Genomic DNA, 15,261 nt, shown 5'->3' on the forward strand with positions numbered 1-15,261 from the left:
GGGCAACTCATGGCCGACGCCCTCGAACTCGACGCGCTGTGGGAGGACTTCCACCGCGTGGTGAACATGACCTCCGCGGAACTCTCGGACTGGCTCCGGGTGCGCGACTCCGGCGAGCTGACCGAGCCGCTGCCGGACGACGCCGGCTCACCACTGGGGCAGCACGTCCTCGCGATCCTGCAGAAGCGGCGCACGGACCTGACCGACGACGACCTCCGGGCGATGCGCAAGGTCGTGGACACCGTCACCTCGCAGACCGACCTGGAGAACGAGCCCCGGTCCGAGGACACCCGGCTCAGGCACCGGCTCATGACGGTCGGTCACGACCCGCTGAAACCGTAGCCGTGAGCCGCGACCAGCGGCGGGTCGTACGGGAACTCGTCGACGCGCACGGGCAGACGTACGCCGAGGAGGCGGGCATCCGGCTGAAGGACACCCCGCAGCCGCTGTACCGGCTGCTCGTCCTCGCCCATCTGCTCAGCGCCCGCATCAGCGGTTCGATCGCCGTGGCCACCGCCCGTGCCCTGCACGAGGCGGGGCTGCGCGACCCGCGCCGCATGGCCGCCGCCGACTGGCAGGAGCGGGTGGACGCGCTGGGCCGGGGCGGCTACCGGCGCTACGACGAGCGCACCGCCACCCAGCTGGGCGACGCGGCCGATCTGCTGACCGAGCGGTGGGGCGGGGACCTGCGCCGGCTCCGGAAGGAGGCGGACGGCGAGGTGCCCGAAGAGCGGCGGCTGCTCCAGGAGTTCCCCGGGGTGGGCCCGACCGGCGCGGACATCTTCCTGCGCGAGGCGCAGCGCGTCTGGCCCGAGGCGGCTCCCTACCTGGACCGCAAGGCCCTCCAGGGCGCGGAACGCCTCGGCCTGCCGGGCGACCCCGACCGGCTCCTGGGCCTCGCCGGGACGACGGAACCGGCCGTCCTCGCGGCGGCGCTGGTGCGCGCGTCGCTGGACAAGGAGGTCGCGCGGGACACCCTCGAACGCGCCGGATGAGACTTCCGGGTTCCGGCCTCCGGTCACCCGAACGACCCCGTGCGCTGGTGCGTCCGCGGGTGCGGTGATGCGCTGAGGACACCGTGTCACGTCCCAGGAGGCATCCGCGATGAGCCGTCGTCCGTCCCACCCCGTCCGTCTCATGGCCTCCGCCCTGGCGGCGGGCGCGCTGCTGACCACGGCGGCCTGCTCGGACGACGGCGGCGGGTCGGGGGCGGCCTCGGACACCGCCGCCGCACAGGCCCGCGCCGCCGAGAAGGACGCCGAGAAGGACGCCGGAAGGGACGCGGCGAAGAAGCAGCCCACGGGCTCCCCCGCGACGTCGCCCACGGGTTCGCCCACCGCGTCCCCCTCCGCCCTCACCGAGTCCGATGCGAAGGCCGCCCTGCTCACCGAGGCCGACCTGGAGGGCGACTGGAACCAGGTCCAGGACGCGGACAAGTGGCGCGACCGGCTGCTCGTCGGCGAGGTCGACGTCTCCGACTTCCTCACCGCCAAGACCGACGCGGCGGACTGCCAGAGACTCCTCGACGGCCTCTACCGCGACAATCTGCTGGGCGAGCCGTCGGGACCGTCGGCGCTCACCGGCTTCGAGCAGGGCGACTCCCGTCTGCTTGAGCAGGTCGCCGCCTACGACCGCGCCGGTCTGGACGACAGCCTGACGTGGATGGACTCCCTGCCGCAGAAGTGCGATCAGTTCACCGCGACCGACGAGGCGGGCGAGAAGCGCACGGTCCAGGTCACCGAGGCCTCGGTGCCCGAGGTCGGCGACGCGCGTGAGGGCCTGCACGTGACCGTGCGAGGAACCGCGGCCGACAACCCGGCCACGCTCACCCTGGACCTCGTCGCCGTACGCGTCGGCACCTCCGCCCTCACCGTCACCGGCGGCGGCCTCGACGGCGACGAGGCCGCGTCCGTGGAGCAGGCGGTGCGGCAGGGGACCGAGCGCCTGAAGACCATCCTGGACGGCGGGACCCCTTCTCCGCGGCCCACCAACCTGGACTGACCGCGAGGGCTCCCCCGTCTTCCACCCACCTCGGGCGAAACCCGGACAGCGTGATCACCGGACGGCACAATGGTGCGGGACGGACAGCGCACGCGCGAGGGAGCCGAGACGTGAGCGAGAGCGACCCCGTCCCCGGCGGGCGCCCGGGTGAGGTCGAGCGGGCCACCGCACTGAGCGGGGAGCTGTCCGGGCAGGGCGTGCACGGAGTCGTGCTGTCCTACGTCGACACGGCGGGGATCGGCAGGGTGAAGACCGTTCCCACCGCGAAGCTCGCCTCGGCCGCGGCCTGGGGCGTCGGCATGTCGCCGGTGTTCGACACGTTTCTCGCCGACGACACGATCGTCGCCACGGACGTCCTCGGCTCCCCCGACGGCGATCTGCGCCTCTACCTCGACCTCGACCGGCTGGTCGTGCTGGCGGCGCAGCCCGGCTGGGCATGGGCGCCGGTCGACCGGATCACACAGGAGGGCGAGCCGCATCCGGCGTGCGGGCGCACCGTCCTGCGCCGGACCGTGGCCGACGCCGCCGAGCGGTACGGCGTCACCTTCGCGGCCGCCATCGAGATCGAGTGGGCGGTGGGCCGGGGCGACGCGCCCGGCGACGCCTTCGTCCCGGCGGTGTCGGGACCGGCGTACGGTGCCGCCCGGCAGATCGAGCTGAGCGACTGCGCGGCCGATCTGCTGGCCGCGCTCGCGGCCGAGGGCGTGGAGGTGGACCAGCTCCATCCCGAGTACGCGGCGGGGCAGTTCGAGGTCTCGGTGGGCGCGCTCGACCCGGTGGCGGCGGCGGACCGCAGTGTGCTGGTGCGGCAGACCGTCCGGGCGGTGTGCCGGCGGCACGGGCTGCGGGTCTCCTTCGCCCCGGCGGTCCTCGGGCAGGGCGTCGGCAACGGCGGGCACATCCACCTCTCCGCCTGGCGCGACGGGAGGAACCTGCACGCGGGTGGCGCTGGCCGGCACGGCATGACCGCCGAGGCCGAGTCCTTCGTGGCCGGGGTGCTGGACCACCTCCCGGCGCTCACGGCGATGACCGCGCCGAGCCCGGCCAGTCACCTGCGGCTCCGTCCCTCGCAGTGGGCGGGGGTGTTCACCGCCTGGGGCAGGGAGACCCGCGAGGCCGCCCTGCGGATCGTCACCGGCACCACCGGCGTGCGCGACCGGGCGGCCAACCTGGAGGTGAAGCCGGTCGACCTGGCCGCCAACCCCTACCTCGCGCTCGCCTCGGTGATCGCCTGCGGGCTGGACGGGCTCGCGTCGTCCGCGTCCCTGCCGGCGGAGATCACCGGTGACCCCGCCCGGTTCGACGCGGCCGAGGCCTCGGCCCGGGGTGTGCGCCGGCTGCCGGTCTCGCTCGCGGAGTCGGTCGAGGCGTTCCGCGCCGACGACGTGCTCCGGACCGCGCTGGGGCCGGTCCTGGCCGACGCGGTGACCGCCGTACGACGAGGCGAGATCGCAGCGGTCGACGGGCTGGACGACGACCGGGTTGCGGCGGCCTACCGCTGGAAGTACTGACATGGCCGCCGGATCCGTCCACGAGCGGCTCGCCGCGCTGGAGTTGGTGGACCACCACTGCCACGGCGCCGTCACCACCGGCCTGGACCGGGCGGGCTTCGAGTCCCTCCTCACCGAGGGCGAGCCGTGGACCGGCGTCTCCCCCTTCGACAGCCCCGTCGGCGTCGCCGTCCGCCGCCACTGCGCTCCCCTGCTGGACCTGCCGCGCCACGCCCCGCCCGACGTGTATCTGGCCCGGCGGGCCGAGCTGGGCGCCGACGAGGTGAACCGGCGGTTCCTGCGCGCCGCGGGCACGGGCGTGTTCTGCGTCGACACGGGACACGCGCCGCACCAGGTGACCGCGCCCGCGGAGCTGGCCCGGGCGGCGGGCGCGACGGCGTACGAGGTGGTCCGGCTGGAGGCCGTCGCGGAGGCGGTGGCGGCCGGGGGCGTCGAGCCGGACGCGTACGCGGCGGCGTTCCGCACCGCCGCGTGGGAGGCGGTGCGGCGGCCGGGCGTGGTGGGCGTCAAGTCGGTGGCGGCCTACCGCACCGGCTTCGACCTGGACCCGGCCCGCCCCTCGCCCTCGGAGGTCACCGAGGCCGCCCGCCACTGGCTCGCCCGCGGCGGCCGGCTCGACGACCCGGTGCTCGTGCGGCATCTGCTGTGGACCGCCGTGGACCTGGGGCGGCCGCTGCAACTGCACACCGGGTTCGGGGACAGCGACATCCGCATGCACCGCGTGGACCCCACCCACCTCACCGACTGGCTGCATCTGACCGCCGGCACGATCCCGGTGCTGCTGCTGCACTGCTGGCCCTACCAGCGCCAGGCGGCCTACCTGTCGGCGGTCTTCGAGCGGGTGCACCTCGACGTGGGCCTCACCCTGCACCACGTCGGCCCCGCCCGGGCGGGCGCGATCCTCGCTGAGGCGCTGGAGATCACCCCGTTCCGCAAGCTGCTGTACAGCTCCGACGCCTACGGTGTGGCCGAGTTCCACCACCTCGGGGCACTGGCCTTCCGGCAGGGGCTGGCCGGGCTGTTGCAGGAGCGGGTGGACGCCGACGAACTGGCCCTGCCGGACGCGCTGCGCATCGCGCGCTGGGCGGGGCGGGACAACGCGCGCCGGGTCTACCGACTGCCGGGGGGCCTGGTGGACGACGGCTGAGCGACGTGGGACCGGTCACAGTCCCGGAGCGCCGCCCGGGAAGCAGGAACGGCTGAAAGTATGATCGCGCGATGTCTGACATGACCGAAACCACGCCGGGCTGGCTGTCGACCGACGAACTCGAGATGGCACGCGCCCGCATGCCGATCCTCTACGTCGAGGCCGTGCCCGTGCGCGTCGACGACAGCGGAGAAGTCACCAGCGTCGGCCTGCTCCTGCGCATCGGTCCCGACGGGACGGTCAGCCGGACGCTGGTCTCCGGCCGGGTGCTGCACCACGAGCGGGTCCGGGACGCCCTGCTGCGTCACCTGGAGAAGGACCTCGGCGCGGTGGCGCTGCCCCGGGTGCCGTCCTCGCTCCAGCCGTTCACGGTGGCCGAATACTTCCCCACGCACGGCGTCACGCCGTACCACGATCCGCGGCAGCACGCGGTCTCCCTCGCCTACGTCGTGCCGGTGGCCGGCGACTGCCGGCCGCGCCAGGACGCGCTGGACCTGGTCTGGTTCAGCCCGCAGGAGGCTCTGTCACCGGCGGTGCAGAGCGAGATGCCGGGCGGGCACGGGGTGCTGCTGAAGCAGGCGCTGGCGCATGTGGGCTGCGTGGTCTGAGGGGCCTGCGTGGTCTGAGGGCCCGGTGGCCGTCCCGCCCCCCCGGAGCTACTCCCCGGGCCGCTCCCCGTCGCTCAACTGCGGGTCCAGGTCGTCCCGGAGCAGACCCCGGGACCCCGTCTGGCCGGTGCGGTAGGCGGAGCGGGCCACCAGGTGGGAGGCGACCGGGCCGGTGAGGAACTGGAAGAAGACGATGAGGGCGAGGGTGCCCAGGTCGATGCCGTGGCGCAGCCTCAGCGCCACCCCGACGAGGACGAGAAGCATCCCGAGGGTCTGCGGCTTGGTGGCGGCGTGACTGCGGGAGAGCACGTCGGGGAAGCGGAGCATCCCGATCACGCCGAGCAGGCACTGCAGGCAGCCGAGGAACAGGAGGACCGCCCCGATCAGATCGGCGGCCTCGGCCCAGGCGTTCACCGGTGGTCCTCCGTGCCGTCCGCGCGCACCGAGGGCCGGTCGCGTACGGCGATGAACCTGGCGATGCCCACCGAGCCGGTGAAACCGAGGAAGGCGAGCACCAGCATCACCGGGAAGTAGAAGGAGTCGCCGTCGTGGGCGGCCTTGACGCCGAGGCCGGCGATGATGAACGCCGCCGCCACGTCCAGGGCGACCGCGCGGTCCAGCATCGAGGGCCCGTACCAGACGCGGTACAGCAGCAGGGCGCCCGCGACGAGGATCATCACGGCCGAGGCGGCCAGCACGGCCTCTTCGACGGCGCGCAGGGTGGTCACGGCGAGGGGTCCCCTTCCGGTACGGGCTGGGCGGCGAGGGCGATGTCCTCGGCGGTGCCGAAGGCGCGGGCCACGAGTTCCTCCATGCGCCACACCGACCGCTGGGCGCTCTCGATCTCGCCCGGATCGTCGGCGTCGAGGACGTGCAGGAACAAGGTGGCCGTCGACCGGCGCACCTCGATCACGGAACCGCCGGGGACGTTGGAGACGGCGACGGCGGTGGCCGTGAGCATGAGGTCGCTGCGCACCCGCAGCGGGACGGCGACGACCGCGGCGGGGTACGGGCCCTTGGCGAAGATCTGCCGGGTGACCTCGACGCTCGACGAGAACATGTCGTACAGCAGGTAGACCGTGAGCCGCAGGATGCCCAGCGGACGCAGTCGCAGACCGAGGTCGACGGCGGGCAGCGGGAAGGCGAGGCACAGGCACACCGCGACGATGACGCCGTTGACGAGGTTGGCCCAGGACAGGGTGCCCCACAGCAGGATCCAGATGACCGTGAGCCAGGCGGTGAGCGGCAGGTCGAGAACGCGTCTGCCGCTGCCGACGCGGAAGGACCAGCTGTAGGGGGAACGGTCGCGGAAGAGGTTGCTCATCGGCCGAGCACCGCCTCGATGTAGGGGGTGCGGGCGAGGAGTTCCGTGGCGGCGGCCTCGGTGAAGGTGGTGAGGGGGCCGCCGAGCACGGTGTAGAGCAGGCCGAGGGCGACGGCGGCGCCGGTCGCCGCCACCATCGGCCAGGGCAGCCGCTTGGTGGTGGTGATGGACTGCCCGAGGAAGCCGGCGGAGACCACGGCACCCGCCGGTTCCGGCAGGCCGCTCCCGGAGGCGGTCGCCGCGCTGTCCTTATCGTTCCCGCCGTCCCCGCCGCCCCCGTCGTCGCCCGGCTCGTCCTCGGCGGACTCCAGCACCCTCCCCTCACCCTCGGACCCGGGCGGAGCGTCGCGCCAGAACGCGAGGTTCCAGACCTTCGCCATGACATAGAGGGTGAGCAGGCTGGTGGCGGCGGACCCGGCGACCAGCGCCCAGGCCCAGCCGCCGCCGTTGTCCACGCCCGCCCGCATCAGGCCGAGCTTGCCGATGAACCCGGAGAACGGCGGGATGCCCGCGAGGTTCATGGCGGGCACGAAGAACAGCACGGCGAGCAGTGGCGCCGTCTTCGCCAGGCCGCCGAGGCGGGTGAGTTCCGTGGTGCCGTCGCGCCGCTCGATGAGCCCGGCGACGAGGAAGAGGGTGGTCTGCACCGTGATGTGGTGGGCCACGTACACGATCGCCCCGGCGATCGAGCCGCGCCCGGCGAGTGCGATACCGAAGACCATGTAGCCGATGTGGCTGATGAGGGTGAAGGAGAGCACCCGTTTCAGGTCGGTCTGGGCGACCGCGCCGAGGATGCCGATGACCATGGAGGCGAGCGCGGCGAGCATCAGCAGGTCGCCGAGGCGGTGGCCGGGGAAGAGCAGGGTCTGGGTGCGCAGCATCGAGTACACGCCGACCTTGGTGAGCAGGCCGGCGAAGACCGCGGTGACCGGTGCGGGCGCGGTCGGGTAGGAGTCGGGCAGCCAGGCCGCGAGCGGGAACACCGCCGCCTTGATCGCGAAGACCGTCAGCAGCATGGCCTCCAGCAGGGTGCGCACTCCGACCGGGACTTCCTGCAGCCGCCCCGCGAGCTGGGCGAAGTTGACGGTCCCGGCGACCGAGTACGTCATGGCGATGGCGACGAGGAACAGCACCGAGGAGAACAGCGAGATGATCACGTACGTCGACCCGGCCCGGATCCGGGTCGCGGTGCCGCCGATGGTGAGCAGGACGAAGCTCGCGACGAGCATGATCTCGAAGCCGACGTAGAGGTTGACGAGGTCTCCGGACAGGAAGGTGCAGGAGACGCCTGCCACGAGGATGAGGTAGGCGGGGTGGAAGACGCCGACCGGTGTCTGGTCGTCGCGGTCGGCCATGCCCTGGCCCAGCGAGTACAGGTTGACGAGCAGGGTGACGGCGCTGGACACGGTGAGCATCAGGCCCGCGAGCCGGTCGGCGACGAGGGTGATACCGACCGGCGGGGGGAAGTCACCGAGGTGCACGCTGAGCGGACCGTGGCGGTCGGCGGCCACCATGAGGAGCACGGAGAGCACGAGGACCGCGCCGAGCACGGCGAGGGTGATGAAGTTCTTGAACCGCTGGAGCCGGGGGCCGATGGCCAGCTTCAGGCCGGTGGCGCACAGGGGCAGCAGGACGGGGAGGGGGACGAGCGCGTTCACCTGGTTCCTTCCGTGCCGGCGCCCTCGGGGTCGTCGGGCTGGTCGGGCGGCGGGTGGCCGGAGTCCTCGCCGGGGCGGGAGTCGGGCTCGCGGCCGGACTCCTCGGGGTCGTTGGAGGGCCCGGCGACACGGGCCGGTGCGGGTCCGGGACGGCCCGCCGCGTCGATGGAGCCCAGTTCCCGGCCCTCGCGGTAGTCCTCGGGGTCGGCGCCGAGGATGTCGTTCCACAGGTTGCCGGAGACGTCGTTGGCGCGGGCCTGGTAGGCGCGTTCCTCGCGGACCCGCCGGCGCAGCCGTTTGCGTGCGGCGCGGTAGCGGGCGCCCAGTTCGGGGTCGGTGCCGTGCTCGGCGCGCGCCTCGCGGTAGCGGTCGCGCAGTTCGCCGCGCCGGTCGAGGAACTCTGCGCGCAGGGCGACCAGTCGGTCCTCGGTGTCGTCGCTGATCTCGTCGGAGCCGGTGACCTGGTGGCTGCGGTAGGCCATGGCGAGCAGGAACGCGGTGGTGGCGAGGGTGATGACGATCGCGGTGAGGGCGATGGCCTGGGGCAGCGGGTCGGTGACCCGGTTGCGGATGACGTTCGGGTAGAGCAGCGGCGCGGCGCCCGCGCTGCCCGTCGAGGCGAGGATCAGCAGGTTGACGCCGTTGCCGAGGACGACCGCGCCGAGCAGGATCCGGGTCAGGGACCGGGTCAGCAGCAGGCTGGCGCCGACGGCGCTGAGGACGGCCGCGGCCACCAGGAGGGAGAGGCTCACGGTCATGCGGGGCCCGCCTCACCGCGCGGGGCGGTCCGGCCGGCGGCCGCCCGTTCGATCTGCCGGTCGATCCGGGCGCCGAGGGCCCGCACGATGTCCAGGACCACGCCGAGGACGAGGAGGTAGACGCCGCAGTCGAAGAGGACGGCGGTGGACAGGTGGGCTTCGCCCCACACGGGCAGGTGGCCGTGCCAGGTCCAGCCGTGCAGCACGGTGCCCTCGGCCAGGCCGCCCAGTGCGACCCCGGTGGACAGGAACAGGCCGAGCCCGGTGAAAACGCCCGCTTTGAAGGGCACGGCGTCGGCGAGTTCGTGCCGTCCGCCCGCGAGATAGCGGGCGATGAAGGCGACGCCGGCGGTCAGGCCCGCGACGAAGCCGCCGCCCGGCAGGTTCTCCGCGCACATCAGCAGGTAGACGGAGAGGACGAGGATGGGGTGGAAGATGAGGCTCGCGACCACTTCCAGGACCACGGAGCGGCGCTCGGGGGCGAGGGTGGAGCTGGCCGCGAGCCAGGTCCGCTCCGGTGCGCCCTCGTCGCCGCTGGGCAGGCCCGCCGACTCGTACGAGGTCGCCCGCCAGGCGGTGCGCAGGCCGGCGTGCGGGTGGTCCCCGGGCAGCGGCAGTACGGGCTGCTCGGCGCTGTCGGTGCGGCGGTGCAGGTAGATGAGGCTGGTGACACCGATCGCGGCGGCGGCGAGCACCGCGGACTCCCCCATCGTGTCCCAGGCCCGCAGGTCGACGAGGATCGTCGCGACGACGTCCTTCAGGCCGTGGTGGGCGGTCTCCTCGACCATCGCCGCCCCGGCGCTGTCGGCCCGGCGGTGCCCCGCCATGATCCAGACGACGAGGGCGACGGCGGCGCCGCCCGCGAGCGCCACCGGCATCCGCAGTGCGCGCCGCGACCGGCTGTAGTTCTCCTCGAAGTGCACCGGCATCCGGCGCAGCACGAGCACGAAGACGATCATCGAGACGGTCTCCACGCAGAACTGGGTCAGCGCGAGGTCGGGTGCGCCCTGCACGACGAAGAGCAGCGCGGTGCCGTATCCGGTGAGCCCGGCGAGCACGACGGCCTTCATCCGGCGCCGCACACCGAGGCACAGCACGGCGGCGGCACAGGTCAGCAGCGCGACACCGGCCTGGGCCGGGTGATCCCACAGCCGTGGGGCGGGTACTCCGGACCAGGGTTCGTCCGCGAGGAGCACGGCGATCTGCCCGGCGAGGACCACGCTCATGGTCGTCACGAGGTACACCGACAGCGAGCCGCGCTGCACGAAACCGGTGCACTGCAGGGCGGTGCGTTCGAGGCCGAGCAGGAACCGTCCGTAGATGCGGTCGGCGGAGCGCCAGGCCAGGGCCTGCCCGACACGCCCGACGGGGCTCGCGGCGAGGAACAGCAGGACACCGCCCGCCCACGCCGCGCAGGACAGCCCGAGGGCCAGACCCGCCCCGTGCCACAGCGCCAGGCGGTACGAGTGGGCGGGCACGGGGAACTGCCCGGCGTAGGTGCCGAGGAGCCCCTGGAGCCAGGACACGCCGGGTCCGAGGGCGAGGCAGGCCAGGGCCAGCACGGCGGGCGGCGCGAGGAAGGCGGGCGGCACGGCGTGCGCGTCGGTGTCCGGGACACCGGGCTTGCGGGCGAAGGCGCCCCAGAGGTAGCGCAGGGTGTAGGCGGTGGTCAGGGCCGAGCCGACGACGGTCATGGCGAGCGCCCAGCGGTCGGCGGTGTCCCCGTCCAGGAGGGACTGGAAGGCGGCCTCCTTGGCGGTGAAGCCGAGCAGCGGCGGTACGGCGGCCATGGACAGTGCGGCGACCACGGCGACGGCGCACACGACGGGCAGCCGCCGCCCGAGCCCGGAGAGTCTTCGCAGGTCACGGGTGCCGGTGGCGTGGTCGACGATCCCGGTTACCAGGAAGAGCGGGGCCTTGAACAGGGCGTGGGCGAGGATCATGGCGGTGGCGGCGATGGCGGTGTCGTGGCGGCCCGCGCCGGCCAGGACGGTGAGGAAGCCGAGCTGGCTGACCGTGCCGTACGCGAGGACGAGTTTCAGGTCGTTCAGGCGCAGCGCCCGCCAGCCGCCCAGCAGCATCGTCGCGGAGCCCAGGACGAGCAGGAGCGGCCGCCAGGGCGTGACCTCGGCGAACGCGGGAGCGAGCCGGGCGATGAGGTAGACGCCGGCCTTGACCATCGCGGCGGCGTGCAGATAGGCGCTGACCGGGGTGGGGGCGGCCATGGCGTTGGGCAGCCACAGACTGAACGGCCAGATCGCGGACTTGGACAGGGCGCCGACGAGGATCAGCACGATCGCCGTGGACAGCGCCGCCGACGCGGACGGCGGGTCGGCGAGGATCGCCGAGATCCGGTAGGTGCCCGCCTCGTGACCCAGGATCAGGAAACCGACGAGCATGGTCAGTCCGCCGAGCGTGGTGACCGTCAGGGCCTGCAGGGCGCTGCGCCGGTTGCGCTTGTGGTCGCTGGTCTGGCCGATCAGCAGGTAGGAGAAGACGGTCGTCAGTTCCCAGAAGATGTAGAGCAGGATCAGGTCGTCGGCGAGGACCAGGCCGAGCATCGCCCCGGCGAAGGCGAGGAGGTTCCCGGCGAACCTGCCCAGCTGCCGCGACCGGTCGTCGAAGTAGGAGGCGCAGTAGACCAGGACGAGGGCGCCCACTCCCGCGGCGAGCAGCACCATGAGTTCGGCGAGGGCGTCCAGCCGCAGCGCCCAGTCCACGTGGTAGGCGGGAAGCCAGGCCCACTCGGTGGTGTCGGCGCCGCCCGCGGCCGTGGTGCTCCACCGGGTGGCCGCCCAGACGGCCGTCGCGGCGGGCGGCAGGGCCAGCACGATGAAGGCACGGGTCCCGCACCACCTCACCAGCGGCGCGGCGAACAGCGCGAGCGCGAAGTGGCAGAGGATGAGCGCGGACACTCGACAGTGATATATCGGGCATCTCGCCTGCGCGCCCAGCCACGCCGCAGGGCAGACAATCGAGGGGCGGTTTCGGATCTCTCCGAAACCGCCCCTCGATCAACGACTGTCTCCAGTCGGGACGACAGGATTTGAACCTGCGACCCCTTGACCCCCAGTCAAGTGCGCTACCAAGCTGCGCCACGTCCCGTTGCCCGTCTGACCTGGGGTTTCCCCCGGCCGAACGCGCAGGAAAACCATACCGCACTCGGGCCGGTGGTCGCGCATCGCTTTCCGGGGCGCGGTCCGCCGTCAGCACTTCTCCGCACGGGACGGTTCGGGCGTGGCCGCCGTGCGCTCGGAGCCGGCCGCGGCCGCGTCGACCCGCACCAGTCCGCGTACCGCCGGTATCAGCAGCAGCGCGGCGCAGACGGCGAAGCTCGTCGCGCCGGCGACGAGCAGCACGTGGTCGGCGCCGATGGCCGAGGCGGCCGGTCCCGCGAGGGCCTGGCCGACGGGCATCATGGCCAGCGAGCCCGCCACGTCGTAGGCGTGGATGCGGTTGAGGACGTCCGGCGGGACCTGGGTCTGCACACTGGTCGCCCACATGACGCCCCAGAAGGACATCCCGGCCCCGGCGACGGCGGCTCCGGCCGCCATGGCGGGTACGCCGAGCCCGGCTCCGACGCTCGCGGGGAAGGCGGCGAAGCCGACGAGGGCGATCGCGCCGGCGCGGAGCATGCGGCGGGGGCGCAGCCGCAGCGCGAGGAGCCCGCCGACGACGGTGCCCGCGCCCAGGGCGGAGTTGACCAGGCCGTACGCGCGTGGGCCGTGCTCCTGCACCACCTCGGTCGCCACCAGCGGGACGGTCGGGCCCCACACGGCGATCATGTAGACGCACCAGACGGCGATGACGCTCCACAGCCACCGCCGGGAGCGGAACTCCCGCCACCCCTCGACCAGGTCGGCGCGGAAGGCCTTCGTCCCGCCGCCGACCATCACTCGGCCGCCCGGCGCGAGCGGGGGCAGCCGGAGCAGCAGCAGGCACAGGGCGCTGATTCCGTACGTGGTCGCGTGGGCGGCGAAGACCCCGCCCGGTGAGGCGAAGCCGACCAGGAGGCCGGCGACGGCGGGTCCGGCGAGCTGGGCGGCGGACTCGGCGACGCGTATCGCGCCGTTCGCGCCCTGGATGTCGGAGGCGAGCCGGGGCACGGTGCTGGCGACGCCGGGCTGGAAGACGGCGCCCGCGACGCCGTTGACGAAACCGATGGCGCAGATCTGCCACAGCACGACGTGGCCGGAGAAGAACAGGCCGGCGGCCAGCGCCTGGGTGCCGAGCCGCACCAGGTCGGCGCCGATCATCAGTTTGCGGGTGCTGAAGCGGTCGGCGAGGACCCCGCCGAAGACGACCAGGCCGGCGAACGCGGCGGCCGTCGCGGCCATGGCGAGACCGACCGCGCCCGCCCCATACCCGTGCTGGAGCAGACCGGCGGCGAGCGCGACGGGCAGCATGGTGTCGCCCAGCCGGGCGATGGCCCGGGCCACGAAGAACAGCCCGAAGTCCCGCGACCAGACGGCTCGCGCCGCGCCCACTCCGGCCGCCCGCTCGTGCCTGGGCTGCGACGACGTCCCGGCCATCCCGCGCTCTCCCCTCCACGGCCGGCCCCCGCCGGCCACCCGCCCCGTGCGGCCCCTGCTGATCCCCGCGCGCGTCGTACGTCCGACAGCCGGAGCCCCCCTCCGGCCCCGGCTGCCACGCACGCCCCGGATCATGCCACGGGGCACTGACAACGCCCGAGGGGTTTTCAGCCCCCGGCCGGCAGCCCCAGCCGGGGGTGGGCCTCCAGCAGCCGGGTCGGGGCCGCCTGGCGCCAGGAGTCGGCGAGGATGTCGCGCAGCTCGTCCTCGCCCTCCAGGGCGGCGAGGCGGGCCCGCACCCAGGCGAACTGCGCCTCGTGGCCCGCGATCCAGAACTTCCCCGGCTCGGCCAGCACGAGTTCGTCGCGCTCCTCCTTGGGGCAGCGCACCGCGATGGAGGTCTCGTCCTCGGGCAGTGTGGCGAACATCTTCCCCGCGACCCGGAACGTGGGCATGTTCCAGGCGACCTTCTCCGTCGTTTCCGGCAGGGACAGGGCGATACGGCGTACGTCTTCTGCGTCCGGCATGTCAGGCACGGTAGCCGCCGCCACTGACATTCACCCGGCGCCGGCCGGGGCGCCCGCCTCCCCGCCGACCTGCTTGAAGTAGAGCGTCGTCGGCCGCAGTTGCCCGCCCGGGTCCGCCGCGTAGTCGGGGATCGTACCGGCGCGGGTCCACCCGGTGGAGCGGTAGAGGTGCTCGGCGGGGCTGCCGGTCTCGGTGTCCAGGTGGAGCAGGGTGAGGCCGGCCGCCGCGGCCGCCTCCTCGGCGGCGGTCAGGAGCCGGCGGCCCAGCCCCCGGCCGCGCGCCGCGCGCGAGACCATCAGCTTGACCAGCTCGGCGCGGTGGCGGCTGTTGGGCTTGTCGGGCAGGGCGAGGCTCACCGTTCCGAGCACCCGGTCCCCGTCGTGCGCGACCCAGACGGCGAGTCGCCCGGCGGCGACGGCCGCGGCCCGCTCCCGCCACCAGGCGACGGCGTCCGCCCGGTCGAGCGGCGCGAGGAAGCCGACGGACGCGCCGCCCTCGACGGTGTCGGTCAGCAGGTCGGCCAGCTCCTCCAGCAGGGCCGTGAGCCGCCCCTCGTCCACTTGGGTCACGATCACGGCAGCACCACCGCCAGCACATAGCGCGCGTCCTCGGGGCCGGCGCACCGGAACCTCGTCGGCCCCCACACCCGCATCCGCAGGCAGTCCCCGGTGCCGAGGTGGTGCTCGACGTCCTGGGCCGTCACCTCCAGGGCTCCGTCCAGGACCCAGATGTGCTGTTCCAGGCCGGGCACGGGCGGCCGGTCGTAGGCGAGGTCGGCGCCTGCGGCGAGCCGTCCCTCGACCAGTTCGCCGCGCAGCCCGGCGTGCGGCGGGGACACGGAGCGGCGTACGAATCCGGCGGCCCGGTCCTCCCACAGCGGCTGCTCGCCGGCGCGCACCAGCAGCGCGGGTTCCGCCTCGACCTCACTGAGCAGCCGGGACATGGTTCGTCCGTAGACGGCGCACAGGCGGTTCAGCAGGGAGGCGGTGGGGCTGATCTCCGCCCGTTCGGCGCGGGACAGGGTGGACCGGCTCACTCCGCTGCGCTCCGCCAATTCCCCTAGCGACCAGCCGCGTTCGGCGCGCAGCTCGGCCAGCCGGGCGGCGAGCCGGGCGTCCACGAGGTCGGGAGCCTTCGGCTCCTCATCCGTGTCTCTCATATTCGGGACGCTATCCCGGATATGAGACGGCCGTG

16 protein-coding genes and 1 tRNA gene are annotated in these 15,261 nt (G+C 73.6%); 6 read left to right on the top strand and 11 right to left on the bottom strand.

Annotated elements, in window-relative coordinates:
- The first annotated feature begins 9 nt into the window (after positions 1 to 9).
- The 6 genes from RI578_RS04805 (at position 10) to RI578_RS04830 (ending at position 5,267) form a co-directional block, all read left to right on the top strand.
- The gene (locus RI578_RS04805) at positions 10 to 342 is read left to right on the top strand and encodes a DUF3140 domain-containing protein (protein ID WP_310869888.1); all 333 of its coding nucleotides are present in this window, start codon (positions 10 to 12) and stop codon (positions 340 to 342) included.
- A 2-nt stretch (positions 343 to 344) separates the two neighbouring features.
- Entirely contained in the window at positions 345 to 995 is a 651-nt protein-coding gene (locus RI578_RS04810) for an endonuclease (protein WP_310869889.1), read from the top strand.
- 109 nt (positions 996 to 1,104) lie between these two features.
- A complete protein-coding gene (locus tag RI578_RS04815) occupies positions 1,105 to 2,001 on the top strand; it encodes a hypothetical protein (RefSeq protein WP_310869890.1) in 897 nt (298 codons plus the stop codon).
- Positions 2,002 to 2,111: 110 nt separating this feature from the next.
- A complete protein-coding gene (locus RI578_RS04820; protein WP_310869891.1) occupies positions 2,112 to 3,512 on the top strand; it encodes a glutamine synthetase family protein in 1,401 nt (466 codons plus the stop codon).
- Between the two features lies 1 nt (position 3,513).
- Entirely contained in the window at positions 3,514 to 4,659 is a 1,146-nt protein-coding gene (locus RI578_RS04825) for an amidohydrolase family protein (protein WP_310869892.1), read from the top strand.
- 80 nt (positions 4,660 to 4,739) lie between these two features.
- Positions 4,740 to 5,267 carry an NUDIX hydrolase family protein gene (locus tag RI578_RS04830; RefSeq protein WP_310875668.1) on the top strand — a complete coding sequence of 176 codons (528 nt, stop codon included), beginning with the start codon at positions 4,740 to 4,742 and terminating at the stop codon, positions 5,265 to 5,267.
- A gap of 48 nt (positions 5,268 to 5,315) precedes the next feature.
- Here the strand turns inward: RI578_RS04830 and mnhG are convergent, their stop codons facing one another.
- From mnhG to RI578_RS04885, 11 genes are all read right to left on the bottom strand, one after another.
- On the bottom strand, positions 5,316 to 5,681 hold the full coding sequence (gene mnhG / locus RI578_RS04835; protein ID WP_310869893.1) for a monovalent cation/H(+) antiporter subunit G: 366 nt from the start codon (positions 5,679 to 5,681) through the stop codon (positions 5,316 to 5,318).
- Positions 5,678 to 5,995, bottom strand: coding sequence for a monovalent cation/H+ antiporter complex subunit F (locus tag RI578_RS04840; RefSeq protein ID WP_310869894.1), 318 nt, complete (start codon positions 5,993 to 5,995; stop codon positions 5,678 to 5,680). The genes mnhG and RI578_RS04840 overlap by 4 nt, the downstream gene beginning before the upstream one ends.
- A complete protein-coding gene (locus RI578_RS04845) occupies positions 5,992 to 6,591 on the bottom strand; it encodes a Na+/H+ antiporter subunit E (protein ID WP_310869895.1) in 600 nt (199 codons plus the stop codon). The genes RI578_RS04840 and RI578_RS04845 overlap by 4 nt, the downstream gene beginning before the upstream one ends.
- Positions 6,588 to 8,249 (bottom strand): Na+/H+ antiporter subunit D, encoded by a 1,662-nt coding sequence (locus RI578_RS04850; RefSeq protein ID WP_310869896.1) that lies wholly within the window; start codon positions 8,247 to 8,249, stop codon positions 6,588 to 6,590. The genes RI578_RS04845 and RI578_RS04850 overlap by 4 nt, the downstream gene beginning before the upstream one ends.
- Positions 8,246 to 9,007, bottom strand: a complete 762-nt coding sequence (locus tag RI578_RS04855; RefSeq protein WP_310869897.1) for a Na(+)/H(+) antiporter subunit C — start codon at positions 9,005 to 9,007, stop codon at positions 8,246 to 8,248. Before RI578_RS04855 ends, RI578_RS04850 begins: the two co-directional genes overlap by 4 nt.
- On the bottom strand, positions 9,004 to 11,922 hold the full coding sequence (locus RI578_RS04860; RefSeq protein ID WP_310869898.1) for a Na+/H+ antiporter subunit A: 2,919 nt from the start codon (positions 11,920 to 11,922) through the stop codon (positions 9,004 to 9,006). Before RI578_RS04860 ends, RI578_RS04855 begins: the two co-directional genes overlap by 4 nt.
- Before the next feature lie 116 nt (positions 11,923 to 12,038).
- A tRNA-Pro gene (locus RI578_RS04865) sits at positions 12,039 to 12,112 on the bottom strand.
- A 101-nt stretch (positions 12,113 to 12,213) separates the two neighbouring features.
- The gene (locus RI578_RS04870) at positions 12,214 to 13,539 is read right to left on the bottom strand and encodes an MFS transporter (RefSeq protein ID WP_310869899.1); all 1,326 of its coding nucleotides are present in this window, start codon (positions 13,537 to 13,539) and stop codon (positions 12,214 to 12,216) included.
- Positions 13,540 to 13,706: 167 nt separating this feature from the next.
- Positions 13,707 to 14,066: an MmcQ/YjbR family DNA-binding protein gene (locus tag RI578_RS04875; RefSeq protein ID WP_310869900.1), complete on the bottom strand. Its 360-nt coding sequence runs from the start codon at positions 14,064 to 14,066 to the stop codon at positions 13,707 to 13,709.
- Positions 14,067 to 14,096: 30 nt separating this feature from the next.
- Positions 14,097 to 14,642, bottom strand: a complete 546-nt coding sequence (locus tag RI578_RS04880; RefSeq protein ID WP_310869901.1) for a GNAT family N-acetyltransferase — start codon at positions 14,640 to 14,642, stop codon at positions 14,097 to 14,099.
- Positions 14,639 to 15,226 (bottom strand): XRE family transcriptional regulator, encoded by a 588-nt coding sequence (locus tag RI578_RS04885; protein ID WP_310869902.1) that lies wholly within the window; start codon positions 15,224 to 15,226, stop codon positions 14,639 to 14,641. The genes RI578_RS04880 and RI578_RS04885 overlap by 4 nt, the downstream gene beginning before the upstream one ends.
- Positions 15,227 to 15,261 lie beyond the last annotated feature (35 nt).

The organism is Streptomyces sp. BB1-1-1, from assembly GCF_031597775.1.
GTDB lineage: Bacteria > Actinomycetota > Actinomycetes > Streptomycetales > Streptomycetaceae > Streptomyces > Streptomyces thinghirensis.

Bases quoted from the DNA above. Each gene is read 5' to 3' on its own strand.
- RI578_RS04825 (WP_310869892.1), top strand. From the start codon at position 3,514: ATGGCCGCCGGATCCGTCCACGAGCGGCTCGCCGCGCTGGAGTTGGTG.
- RI578_RS04885 (WP_310869902.1), bottom strand. From the start codon at position 15,226: ATGAGAGACACGGATGAGGAGCCGAAGGCTCCCGACCTCGTGGACGCC.
- RI578_RS04815 (WP_310869890.1), top strand. From the start codon at position 1,105: ATGAGCCGTCGTCCGTCCCACCCCGTCCGTCTCATGGCCTCCGCCCTG.
- RI578_RS04805 (WP_310869888.1), top strand. From the start codon at position 10: ATGGCCGACGCCCTCGAACTCGACGCGCTGTGGGAGGACTTCCACCGC.
- RI578_RS04875 (WP_310869900.1), bottom strand. From the start codon at position 14,066: ATGCCGGACGCAGAAGACGTACGCCGTATCGCCCTGTCCCTGCCGGAA.
- RI578_RS04845 (WP_310869895.1), bottom strand. From the start codon at position 6,591: ATGAGCAACCTCTTCCGCGACCGTTCCCCCTACAGCTGGTCCTTCCGC.
- RI578_RS04870 (WP_310869899.1), bottom strand. From the start codon at position 13,539: ATGGCCGGGACGTCGTCGCAGCCCAGGCACGAGCGGGCGGCCGGAGTG.
- RI578_RS04855 (WP_310869897.1), bottom strand. From the start codon at position 9,007: ATGACCGTGAGCCTCTCCCTCCTGGTGGCCGCGGCCGTCCTCAGCGCC.
- RI578_RS04830 (WP_310875668.1), top strand. From the start codon at position 4,740: ATGACCGAAACCACGCCGGGCTGGCTGTCGACCGACGAACTCGAGATG.